General features: G+C 72.5%; 11 protein-coding genes. 5 read left to right on the top strand and 6 right to left on the bottom strand.

The window, feature by feature from the left end; all coding sequences use genetic code 11:
- Nucleotides 1-12 precede the first annotated feature (12 nt).
- Both ACZ6ZI_RS22835 and ACZ6ZI_RS22830 read right to left on the bottom strand, forming a co-directional pair.
- A complete protein-coding gene (locus tag ACZ6ZI_RS22835; RefSeq protein ID WP_469523711.1) occupies nt 13-747 on the bottom strand; it encodes a hypothetical protein in 735 nt (244 codons plus the stop codon).
- Nucleotides 744-1934: a 2-isopropylmalate synthase gene (locus ACZ6ZI_RS22830; RefSeq protein WP_469523709.1), complete on the bottom strand. Its 1191-nt coding sequence runs from the start codon at nt 1932-1934 to the stop codon at nt 744-746. Before ACZ6ZI_RS22830 ends, ACZ6ZI_RS22835 begins: the two co-directional genes overlap by 4 nt.
- Nucleotides 1935-2543: 609 nt before the next feature.
- Between ACZ6ZI_RS22830 and ACZ6ZI_RS22825 the strand changes: the two genes are divergently transcribed.
- Entirely contained in the window at nt 2544-3368 is an 825-nt protein-coding gene (locus ACZ6ZI_RS22825; RefSeq protein WP_469523708.1) for a MerR family transcriptional regulator, read from the top strand.
- Between the two features lie 28 nt (nt 3369-3396).
- On the opposite strand, the gene ACZ6ZI_RS22820 is transcribed toward ACZ6ZI_RS22825, so the two are convergent.
- The 3 genes from ACZ6ZI_RS22820 to ACZ6ZI_RS22810 form a co-directional block, all read right to left on the bottom strand.
- Nucleotides 3397-4884 carry a glycoside hydrolase gene (locus tag ACZ6ZI_RS22820; RefSeq protein ID WP_469523706.1) on the bottom strand — a complete coding sequence of 496 codons (1488 nt, stop codon included), beginning with the start codon at nt 4882-4884 and terminating at the stop codon, nt 3397-3399.
- Nucleotides 4885-5018: 134 nt separating this feature from the next.
- Complete coding sequence (locus ACZ6ZI_RS22815) at nt 5019-5798, bottom strand: SDR family oxidoreductase (protein WP_469523704.1); 780 nt, start codon at nt 5796-5798, stop codon at nt 5019-5021.
- A 190-nt stretch (nt 5799-5988) separates the two neighbouring features.
- Complete coding sequence (locus ACZ6ZI_RS22810; RefSeq protein WP_469523702.1) at nt 5989-7143, bottom strand: NADH:flavin oxidoreductase; 1155 nt, start codon at nt 7141-7143, stop codon at nt 5989-5991.
- A 175-nt stretch (nt 7144-7318) separates the two neighbouring features.
- Between ACZ6ZI_RS22810 and ACZ6ZI_RS22805 the strand changes: the two genes are divergently transcribed.
- On the top strand, nt 7319-7855 hold the full coding sequence (locus ACZ6ZI_RS22805; RefSeq protein ID WP_469523701.1) for a MarR family winged helix-turn-helix transcriptional regulator: 537 nt from the start codon (nt 7319-7321) through the stop codon (nt 7853-7855).
- A gap of 54 nt (nt 7856-7909) precedes the next feature.
- On the opposite strand, the gene ACZ6ZI_RS22800 is transcribed toward ACZ6ZI_RS22805, so the two are convergent.
- Nucleotides 7910-8725, bottom strand: a complete 816-nt coding sequence (locus ACZ6ZI_RS22800) for an SAM-dependent methyltransferase (protein WP_469523699.1) — start codon at nt 8723-8725, stop codon at nt 7910-7912.
- 270 nt (nt 8726-8995) lie between these two features.
- Between ACZ6ZI_RS22800 and ACZ6ZI_RS22795 the strand changes: the two genes are divergently transcribed.
- From ACZ6ZI_RS22795 to ACZ6ZI_RS22785, 3 genes are all read left to right on the top strand, one after another.
- On the top strand, nt 8996-9403 hold the full coding sequence (locus ACZ6ZI_RS22795; RefSeq protein WP_469523698.1) for a VOC family protein: 408 nt from the start codon (nt 8996-8998) through the stop codon (nt 9401-9403).
- A complete protein-coding gene (locus ACZ6ZI_RS22790) occupies nt 9400-9528 on the top strand; it encodes a hypothetical protein (protein ID WP_469523697.1) in 129 nt (42 codons plus the stop codon). The genes ACZ6ZI_RS22795 and ACZ6ZI_RS22790 overlap by 4 nt, the downstream gene beginning before the upstream one ends.
- 244 nt (nt 9529-9772) lie before the next feature.
- Nucleotides 9773-10615, top strand: coding sequence for a MerR family transcriptional regulator (locus ACZ6ZI_RS22785; protein ID WP_469523695.1), 843 nt, complete (start codon nt 9773-9775; stop codon nt 10613-10615).
- Nucleotides 10616-10653: the final 38 nt, after the last annotated feature.

Genomic DNA, 10653 nt, shown 5'->3' with positions numbered 1-10653 from the left:
GGCGGTACGAGGCTACCGAGAGGTCGCCGCGCCTCCGGTGGGTGTCGGCTCGACGTATCGGGCGCGCAGATGCCGTAGGTAGTCGTCGGGGTGGGGGTAGGGGTGGTCCTGGGCGCCGTGACGGTGCAGACGCAGCCCTCCGTCGGGGGTCACGCGAACGGTGGTCGTCGCCAGCCGTTCCCGCGGTTCCCGCGTTCCGGCCCGTCGGGGCGCGGGCTCGGGATCCGCCAGGTGCAGGACCGGCACGGTGGGCGGGAACATCGCGAGCGCGCTGTCGGTGTCCCCGGCGGGTGGGTGCCCGGTCCGGTTGGCGCTGCTGACGTACAGCACCGGATGGTCGTCCAGCAGCGGTCGCAGCGCTCGCGCGCGGGCGCCGAACAGCAGCATCCACCCGTCCTTCACTGCCGGCTCCACCCAGGAGGGGCGGGTCCCGCGCGCGTGCAGCGGCAGGAGGACGGTGAGGTGTTCCTCGGCCAGTAGGCGCAGGGCCGGCCCGCGGTGCCGCGGTGCCAGGTCCCACAGGTCGGTGAGGGTGTCGAGCGTCCCGTGGTGATGGGCCCACAGGGCGACGGGCTGGTCGGTGGGCCGCTGTTTGGCCCGGTTGACAGCGGTCGCGGTGGTCGCGGTGACGACGTGGGTGAGGGGCGCGGGATTGGGCAGCACGACCGCGCCGCCGTGGCGCAGCACGCGGCGGGCCTCGGCCAGGGTCGCCGGTGCGCGGCCCGCTCCGCCCGTGGCGGCGTTCACCGGGCGCCTCCGGCGTCGGTCCGGGTGAGGCCTTCGAGGTACGCGGCGAAGACGGCGTCGTCGGTCACGGCTTCTCCGGAGCGGTAGGCGCGGGTCTTGGCCCAGTCCATGGCGGCGCGCGTCCGCTCCGGGTCGAGGGTGTGGCCGAGGCGGGCGGCGACGGCGCTGACGACGCGGGCGTTGGCGAGCTGGGTGAGGATCACGCGCGGTTCGACCCCCAGTACCTCGCGGGGGTCGTACGGCTGGAACAGCTCGGGGTGGACGAAGGGGGTGCCGGTGGAGATGGCGCCGACGCCCGTCCCGACGATCGGGGTGGTGACGCCGAGGGGCGCGCCCGTCTCGTCGGCCACCATGCGCGCGATGCCGGGCAGCCGGGTCAGGTCGGGGGCCGTCCACCACGGTGCGGCATCCGTTCCGAGCAGCTCCTCACCGTGCCGGGCGAGGAGGAAGAGCAGTTGCTCGGTGGCGACCATCCCGGCCCGCTCGGCGATGCCGAGCCAGGAACTCGACACCACCCGCACCCCGGCCGCCAGCGCTTGGAGGGTGTTGGCCAGACCGAGCCCGAGGTCGTTGTGCAGGTGGGAGGCCGGCACCACCTCCGGGCCGCACGCCGCCCGGACGCGGGCGAACATGTCGTGGCAGGCGCGGGGGAGTTGAGATCCGACCGTGTCGGCCAGGATGACCAGCCCCGCACCGGCCTCGGTGAGGGCCTGGGCGTGATGGGCCATGAGCGGGGCGTCGGCGCGCGAGGCGTCGGCCAGACACACGTCCACGGCCAGGCTCTCGTCCCGATCGCGTGCCCGTTTGACCAGATCGGCGGCGGCTTCGAGGGCCTGGGCGGCACCGCGATGGACCATCACCCCCGCCATCGCGTCCGAAGCCGGGACCACCACCATCACCCGCGCGTCGCGGCTGCCGCGCACCGAGGCCACGGCCTGCTCCACGTCGCGGTCCACGCCACGACACACCGCGGCCACGCTCACCGCGCCCTCGGCCTCCACCGCGACCTGCCGCACGGCCTCGAACTCCTCGGCGCACACCGCCGGGAAGCCCGCCGCGAACACGACGTGCCGGGGGCCGTCGGCGCCGAAGATCCGGCCCGTCTCGCGGGCCACACGCACCCGGAGGTCCGCCCGCATGAGCGTTTTGGCCTGGGCGCCGTCCCGCGCGGACTCCTCCCAGAACACGACCCGTCCCCTTCGGGCCGACTCCCGCACCGCATCCACCCCGCACCACGTCCCTTCCGCCCGCCGACCACCTGGTGGGGAAACGTTCGCCCGGCCGGGCGACCCGTGGTTGCCCCGGGCCTCCGCCTTCACCCGTTCGGGCGATGAGTCGGGCATGCCCGGGGTTTGCCTCGGACGCCTGGGATACGCGCCTTCGGACGCGGTCGCCGACCGGGAGGCCCTCACCGTGCGGCGGTGCGTCGCCCGCACACGAGGGTGCCCCTCCGCTACGGGAGGGGCACATCACGTCGTCGGACGTCGCGGGGGCGGCGCCGCGTGCTACGGGTGGAAGTGGTCGCGGCCGTCTTGGACGAAGGCCAGGACCTGGTGGCCGCCGTACGAGGTCGCCGCGGCGCGGATCTCCGGCATGTCGGTGGTCATGACGTCCACTGTGCCCGCGTCAAAGGACACCAGCCGTCCAGAACCGGCGGCGGCGCCCGCGCCCACGTCGCCAGGCTCGCCGACCTGGGCCACGAGGATCTCGCGGGGCACCACCGCGTACGGACTCGTGGGCTGCGCGAGAATCGGCGGGTTGACTTTGACCCTGGGGGAGACCGGAGCGTGGTGGGCATGGAGGAAGAGGCACTGCTGGGCATCGGCGCGTTCGCCCGTCGGGCGCGCCTGTCGCAAAAGGCCCTGCGGCTCTACGACCGCCACGGCCTGTTGCCGCCCGACCACGTCGATCCCGTGACCGGCTACCGCTACTACCGGGAGGGCCGGCTCGGCGCCGCCCGGCTGATCGTGCGGCTGCGCGGATTGGACATGCCCCTGGCCGAGGTCGGCGAGATTCTCGCCGCCCCGGCCCCGGAGGCGGCCCGACGGGTGGCCGCGTACTGGGACGGCGTGGAGAGCCGCGTCGCGGCGCAGCGGGAGCTGGCGGCGCACCTCCACATCCATCTGCTCGGAGAAGAAGGAAACCTGGACATGTACGAGATTCAGCAGCGCGAGGTGCCGGACCAGCTCGTCCTCACGGAGCAGCGGCACATCACCCCGGAGGAGCTCCCCGACTGGATCACCGCGGCGCTGGACCGACTGGCCCCGGTGGCCGAGGCGCACGGAGGGTTCTTCGGCCACCCGTTCGTCGTCTATCACGGGGAGGTGACCGAGGACAGCGACGGTCCCGTGGAGATCTGCGTCCCGGTGGACCCGGCGCGGGCGGACGGGATCCCGGTGGCCACCCGCGTCGAGCCGGCCCACGTCGAGGCGTACACCCGCATCACGAAGGCGCAGGTGGCCTACCCGCAGATCCTCTCCGCGTACGACGCGGTGTACGCCTGGGCCGAGGGCGAGTCCCGCACGCCGTCGGCGGCCCCCCGAGAGATCTACTTCGCGGAGTGGTCCGAGATCGCCCCGACCGACCCGGCCTGCGACATCGCCGTCCCGCTGACCGGCTGACCGGGGCGCTCACGTCCTGCCCGGTCCGTTAAAGGTGCACGTCGGAGATCTCGAAGGTCTGCACGGTCCGGGCGTTGAAGTAGGACCAGAACCGGTTGCCGCGCAGCAGGGTGTCCGTGTGGTGTCGGTAGCGTTCGCCGCCGGCATCCGTTCCGGTGGCCCATCGGTCGATGACGGCGCCGTCCTGTCCGGGCCTGGCGAACCTGGAGAGGTCGAAGTCGATCCACTGACCGCCCGCGTGGTTCACGGCGACGATGACGAGGGTGCGCCGGGCGGGGTCGTAGGCGGCGACGGCGTCGGGATGGCCGGCATCGATGATCTTCATGCCGGGGCGGATGTGGCGCATGTAGTGGGCCAGGACGAAGTACTTCGGGTTGACGGCGCCGATGACCCCGTTGGTGAGGGTGATCGCCCCGTAGTTCTCCCAGTCGAGGATCTGCCAGATGACCCACGCCGTCGGATGCAGCCAACGGAGGTCGAGGTGGAGGTTGCGCGCCAGCTGGAGGCCGCTGGTGTCCCCGTCGCCGTACTCGGACATCCAGATGTTCTTGCCGTCCGCCGCGACGGCGCGGTGCAGCGCGGCGCGGTCACCGTCGAACTCGTAGCCGTGGACGTTCACCCGCCCCACGGCCGCGCGGGTGGCGGCGTCGAAGTCGGCGTTGTTCTTCCAGTGGTGGACGGCGCTGCCGACGCCCCAGTCGTCGAGGCCCGCGACCATCGTCGACCGCAGTCCGCGGGCGTCGAGCTGGGTGCGGGTCAGCCGGGTGATCTCGGCCAGGCGGCGCCGGTCGTAGTGGCAGCCCTCCTGCCCGCCGACGAAACCGGCCGGGTGGCCGCCCCAACTGGCCCCGGGCTCGTTCACCGGCTGGACGGAGGCGAAGTCGATGCCCCAGTGGTCGCGCGCGTACCGCGCCACCGTCGCCAGGTACGCCGCGTGCCGGCCGAAGTTCTGGTCCTGCAGGTTGCACGTCAGCGGGTCCGCGGCCCCGCGCGGGTCGTCGTTCTTCAGCATCCACCACATCGGCGAGTTGCTGAAGAGCTCGAACGTGTCGGCGCCCCGGTCCCTGGCCAGCCACATCATGTCGCGCTGGTTCGCGTCGGCGTACCAGTTCCAGCTCGCCGACGACGGGTCGGCCGACTGCCAGTCGAGCTGATAGCCCTCGATCTGCTTGAAGCCGTCCAGCGTCGGGGCGGGCCGCATCGTCCTGCCGCCGATGCTGTTCGTCCCCGAGGCGCCGGCGTTGTAGCGGACCACGTTCATCCCCAGGCCGGGCAGCGACTGCCCGCGGAACTCGACGGTCCTGCGGCTGAACAGCACGTCGGCGAGATCCTCGCGGGGGCCCAGTTGGTTGGCCCACCAGGCCAACGAGGTGCCCCACCCCTCCCACGTGCCCCAGTCGACCGAGGGATTCACCGTGGTGGAGAAGTCCGCCCGGGCCGTCCCGGCACCGGACAGGACGGCAGCCGCCCCGACCGGCAGAGCCGCCAACCCGCGTAGAACCGTGCGACGTTCCATTCGTTTACCCCCGACAGGTCATCCGCGCGCACGGATCTCGACGCGCGGAACTGCGCAGCGCAGATCAAGATCATTATGGCGGTGCCGCGCGTCCGACGGCCGAGTTCCGCGTGGCTGTGCGTGCGGCGGGCCGGTCACCCGGCCGCGATCGGGCCCAGGTAGGTGCCGCCGGAGACGTCGATGGTCTGGCCCGTGATCCAGCGCCCCCGCGGGCCCGCCAGGAATCCGACCACGTCCGCGACGTCCTCCGGCTCGCCGATCCTGCCGAGCGCGGTGATCGACTCCAGCACGGCCACCGCCTCGGGGACGGAGGCGTAGGGGGCGATCATGTCGGTCGACACCACCCCGGGTTCGACCGTGTTCACGGTGATCCCGCGGCGGCCCAGCTCGTTGGCGAGCGAGGGGGCGAGAGCCGCCAACGCCGCCTTGGTGACGGTGTAGCCGATCTGGCCGGCGTCCGCGATCCGGGTGGCCGCCGAGCCCATGTTGACGATCCGCCCGCCGTCCCGCAGCAGCGGCAGCGCCCGCTGGACGACGAAGACCGGCGTGCTCACGTTGACCGCCAGGAGCCGCGCGAACTCCTCCTCGGTGAGCTGCCCGATCGAACGCGCCGAGTGGACGCCCGCGTTGTTGACCAGAACGTCCAGACCGTCCGCGCCGTGCTCCGCCAGCCCGGCGGTGAGCTCCTCGAACAGCCGGTCCACCGCACCGCTCTCGCCGAACCGGGCCCGTATCGCGAACGCCCGCCCGCCGCCCTCGGTGATCCGCGCCACGGTCCGTGCGGCGGCCGCGTCGTCGGCGCCGTAGTGCACCGCGACGAGCGCTCCCTCGGCGGCGAGCCGCAGGGCGACCGCCCGCCCGATCCCGCGCGAGCCGCCCGTCACCAGTGCGGTCCTGCCGTCCAGCTCCCCCATGGTCGCCCCTTCCTCCGGTTCTCCCGTTGATCGGTTCGGTTCCCGGACTCCCACCCTGCCGGAGCCGGGCCCCGGGCGGACAGGGCACGATCGGCCGGCCACGTGGCGCGAAGACGCGCCGGGCAGGCCGGACGCCCGGGGCTTCGGCTCGTCTTCGGTCCCCGGCCTCCGGCCTGTCGGCAGGCGGCGGTTACCGGCTGAGGGACCCCAGCGCCGCCGGGTCGTACGGCTTCAGTTCGTCGAAGCGGTCGGTGAGGACCTTCGCCGCCCACTGGGGGTCCTGGAGCAGCGCCCGGCCGACGGCGACCATGTCGAACTCCTCGCGCTCCATGCGGTCCAGGAGGTTGTCGATGTCACCGAGGGAGGCGCCCTCGCCGGCGAAGGCGCGGAGGAAGTCGCCGTCGAGGCCGACCGATCCGACGGTGATGGTGGGCCGGCCCGTGAGCTTCTTCGTCCAGCCCGCCAGGTTCAGGTCCGAGCCCTCGAACTCGGGGATCCAGTAGCGGCGGGTGGAGGCGTGGAAGCCGTCGACGCCCGCCGCCACCAGCGGGGCGAGTATCGCCTCCAGCTCCTGCGGGGACTGCGCGAGGCGCCCGTCGTAGGCCTCCTGCTTCCACTGCGAGTACCGGAAGATCACCGGGAAGTCGGCCCGGACGCGCTCGCGGACCGCGGCCACGACCTCGGCCGCGAACCTCGTACGGTCCACCGCGCTGCCGCCGTAGGCGTCGGTACGCCGGTTGGTCCGCTCCCACAGGAACTGGTCGAGCAGGTAGCCGTGGGCGCCGTGCAGCTCCACACCGTCGAAGCCGATCCGCTGCGCCTGCGCGGCGGCCTCGGCGAACGCCTCGATGACGGCGTCGAGGTCGGCGAGGGTCATCGCCCTGCCGGTTCCCTCGGTGCCGTCCACGCGGATGCCGGAGGGGCCGATGGCCGGGGCGTCGGCGTACGGCGGCTCGCCCTGGTTGCGCACCATGCCGATGTGCCACAGCTGGGGCACGATCGTGCCGCCCGCCTCGTGCACGGAGGCGGCGACCCGCTCCCACCCGGCCAGCTGCTCCTCGCCGTGGAACCGGGGCACGCGGTCGCTCTGCCCGGCGGAGTCGTGGCCGATGTAGGTGCCCTCGGTGACGATGAGGCCCACACCCGAGGCGGCCCGGCTCGCGTAGTACTCCCGTACGTCCTCACCGGGAACGCCGCCGGGGGAGAACATGCGCGTCATCGGCGCCATCGCGATGCGGTTGGGGACGGTCAGGCCGTTCAGCGTGACGGGTCGGGACAGGATCTCGGCCGCGCGGGAGGTGGCGGCCGTGGTGGCGGACGGGCTGACGGACGGGCTGACGGTCATGGCGGTCCTTCGGGTCGAGGCCGGCCCGCCGCGATGGCAACGGGGAAGTGCATAGTACACACGATATGTATCATGCATATTGCGGGGCGGTGCGGTCGGTCGTCCGGCACATCCGGCCGGCGTGCGGGCCCGCCCCACCCGGGCTCCGCCCACCCCAAAGCGGCGGTCCGCGATAATGGAGCGTCGAAACGATCGGGGAGGCGCGGTGCTGGAGAAACTGGAGCGGGAGCTGATGCTGCTCTCACGCCACCAGGTGCTCGCCCGACGCGAACGCGACCCCGACCGCCTGGAGCGGTCGGCGTACCTGCTGCTGAGTCGCATCGACACCCAGGGCCCCATGTCCATCGGCCAGCTGGCGGAGGCCTTCGGCCTCGACACCTCGACCGTGAACCGCCAGACGGCCGCCCTGCTGCGCTCAGGGCTCGCCGAGCGCGTCCCGGATCCGGACGGCGGAATGGCGCGCAAACTGCGCATCACCGCCGAAGGGGGGCGTCGCCTCGCCGAAGACCGGGAGATCAACCGGTCCTGCCTCGCCGGAGTGATCGCCGACTGGTCCCCCGAGGAGGTGCGCGAGCTGGAGACCGCCCTGTGCCGACTCAACCGCAGCGCCGAAGCGCTCGAAGGACGGCACTGGCCGCGCCCGGAGGAGGGCGGTACCCCCCTCCCGGACGGCCCGTCGGCCCCGCGGGCCCCCTTGCCCCCCGCCCCGTAGACGGCCGGGCGGCGTCACGCAGGCGCTCACGTACGCGCTCACGCAAGCCCTGCGCTACGGCTTGTGGGCGACACCACCCGCGATGCACCGCCGGGCCGCGTTCAGCGGTTCGGTGTGCGGGCCGTCCGGCTGCCAGTCGGCGCACCGCACCAGGCCCGGAGCGACCATCGGCAGGCCGTTGAACAGGTCCTCCAGCTCGGCCCGGGTGGAGAAGGTGCCACTGCCCATCATGCTGTGCAGGAACATCTCCTCCATCTTCCGGGCGGTCGCGCTGTACTCGTCCTCCGGGTCGAGGAAGTGGCTGAGCGCCACGTAGGAGCCGGACGGAAGGGCGTCGACGTAGGCGCGCACGATGTCCTTGCGGGTGCGCGTGTCCTCGCCGTTGTAGTGGTGCAGCGTGCCCATGTGCAGCAGTGCGATCGGCCTGCTCCAGTCCAGGTGGGACCGTACGAGTTCGTTCGCCAGCAGCCGCTCCGGCTCGAAGATGTCCTCGGCGACGAAGACGGCGCTCGCGTCGCCTTCCAGGAGCGTGCGGCTGTGGGCCAGGACCAGGGGGTCGTTGTCCACGTAGACCACCCGGGCCTCGGGATTGACGCGCCGCACGACCTGATGGGTGTTCTCCGCGGTCGGCAGGCCCGAACCGCAGTCCAGGTATTGCGTGATGCCGCTCCGGGCGGCCAGGAAACGGCAGACGCGGATCAGGAACGCGCGGTTCTCCACGGCCAGGTCCGCGGCCTCCGGAGCGGCCTTCCGCACCCCCCGGACCACCTCGCGGTCCACCTCGTAGTTGTCGCTGCCGTTCAGGAAGGCGTCGTAGACCCTGGCGATGCTGGGCTTCGTCGGATCGATGGAGCTCGGAGCGTGGGACATGAGGCCTCGCTGTCGGTCTGGGGGAGAGGGATCGGCCAACGGACGCTAGTGCCGGGAATCGGCCGAATGGGGCAATGCCCGGCGGCGTTCGGCCGAATCCACCCGATCGTGTGAGCCGCTGCCACAGCCACAGCCACAGCCACAGCCGCCCCGCCCCGCCCCGCCGCGGGGCGGGGCGTCCCGGGCGACACGGGCCCGCGGATCGCCGCGTACGGGCCCTCGGGTCCCTACGATGCCCGGACCGACACCGCCGTGAAAGGGGAGCGTCCCGTGGGCTCTCGTCTCAACCCGTACATCAGCTTCGCCGGTGACGCCCGACAGGCCCTGGAGTTCTACCGGGCGGCCCTGGGAGGCACGTTGGCCCTGAACACCTACGAGCAGTACGGCGCCCCGACGCCCGACTACAACGACAAGATCATGCACGGGATGCTCGAAACGGACGACGGCTTCGCCCTGATGGCCTCCGACACCCCGCCCGGTATGGAACACCGGCCGGGCAACAACATCTCGGTCAGCCTCAGCGGCGACGACGCCGACGCGCTGCGCGGCTACTGGGCGAAGCTGTCCGAGGGCGGCACGGTCGCCGTACCGCTGGAGAAGCAGATGTGGGGCGACGAGTTCGGCATGTGCGTGGACAGGTTCGGCATCACGTGGATGGTCAACATCACCGAGGAGTGAGTACGCGTACTCAACACGCGGATCCCGCGCGGCGCACGGTGGGGCAGATCGCGGTGGGGGCGCTGGTGGCGGTGTCCCTGTTCCTCGTCTGGTTGTCCACCGAAGTCACCGGATTCTTCCTCTGAGGGCACGGTGACGCTTCGAACGCGCCCGCCCGCGACATCGAGCGTCCCTGGGCTCGCGCAGATCGTGGCCCTGGCGCTGGGCGTCCTGGCGCTCGGGATGAGGGTGGTGTGGCGCAGGGCCGGCCGTGCGGGGAAGCGGGTCGGCCGACCGTCGACACGGCGCCGACCCCGGGCGGGCGGTTGCACATGACGTAGCGGCATGTGGTGTCGTCGAGGGACCACAGCACGAAAGGCCCTGTCTGCGATGTACCCCTTCGCCACACCTCCTCGCGAGGTCAAGATCGGCGATGCCGCCGCCTTCGCCGGAACCACCCCGCGCGCCATCCGCCACTACCACCAGATCGGCCTGCTGCCGGAGCCCGAGCGGGGCGGGGACGGACGCCGCCGCTACGGCTACGACGACATGATCCGCCTGCTGTGGATCCGCAGGATGTCCGAGGTCGGCATCGGCCTGGACGACATGCGGGCCGCCTTCGATGCGACCCGGGACGTCGGGGACGTCCTGGGCCGGCTGGAGGAGACCCTGGCCGCCCAGGAGGCCGAGATCAAGCGCCGGCGCGCCGCGGTCCGGCACCTGCGGGCCGTGGGCAGCCCGCTGGGCCTGCTCTCCCCCCTGGTCACGCAGCGGCTCGGCGACCTGCCCGCCGGCGCACTGCGCCCCTCCGACCTGGAGGCCCTGCTCGTCACGGAACGGATCTTCGGGCCGCCGGCGGCCGCGATCCAGGCCGGCGTGTTCATCACCCTGGCTACCCACCCCGACCTGAGGGCCGAGGCGGACCGCCTCGATGCGGCCGACGCCGCCCTCGACGACACCGTCGACCCCCACGACCCGCGCGTCGAGGAACTCGCCGCGCGACACTGCGCACACCAGACGGCCCTGCTCCAGGCCATCGAAGCGGCCGGACTGGACGCGGACGACGAGCGGCTCTTCGACATCGACGACGCCGAGGCGAGCGGCGAGGAGGAAGCCCGGATGAGTGCCTTCGAAGCGGTCACCAAGATGCCCTACGGCTTCTCCGCGGCCCGGACCCGGTGCATGGAACTCACGGCACTGCTCCTCTACGGGGACCCGACCGGCGACCGCTGATCGCCGACCCCGCGCCGGCCGCCGACACGAAGCCGGTG

The organism is Streptomyces sp. NPDC103540 (genome assembly GCF_055584445.1).
This window is presented reverse-complemented; position numbering and strand designations above follow the sequence as displayed.

What these genes read in the sequence shown, in the direction of transcription:
- ACZ6ZI_RS22825 (WP_469523708.1), top strand. Translation starts at nt 2,544, where the DNA reads ATGGAGGAAGAGGCACTGCTGGGCATCGGCGCGTTCGCCCGTCGGGCG.
- ACZ6ZI_RS22820 (WP_469523706.1), bottom strand. Translation starts at nt 4,884, where the DNA reads ATGGAACGTCGCACGGTTCTACGCGGGTTGGCGGCTCTGCCGGTCGGG.
- ACZ6ZI_RS22815 (WP_469523704.1), bottom strand. Translation starts at nt 5,798, where the DNA reads ATGGGGGAGCTGGACGGCAGGACCGCACTGGTGACGGGCGGCTCGCGC.
- ACZ6ZI_RS22810 (WP_469523702.1), bottom strand. Translation starts at nt 7,143, where the DNA reads ATGACCGTCAGCCCGTCCGTCAGCCCGTCCGCCACCACGGCCGCCACC.
- ACZ6ZI_RS22805 (WP_469523701.1), top strand. Translation starts at nt 7,319, where the DNA reads ATGGAGCGTCGAAACGATCGGGGAGGCGCGGTGCTGGAGAAACTGGAG.
- ACZ6ZI_RS22800 (WP_469523699.1), bottom strand. Translation starts at nt 8,725, where the DNA reads ATGTCCCACGCTCCGAGCTCCATCGATCCGACGAAGCCCAGCATCGCC.
- ACZ6ZI_RS22785 (WP_469523695.1), top strand. Translation starts at nt 9,773, where the DNA reads ATGTACCCCTTCGCCACACCTCCTCGCGAGGTCAAGATCGGCGATGCC.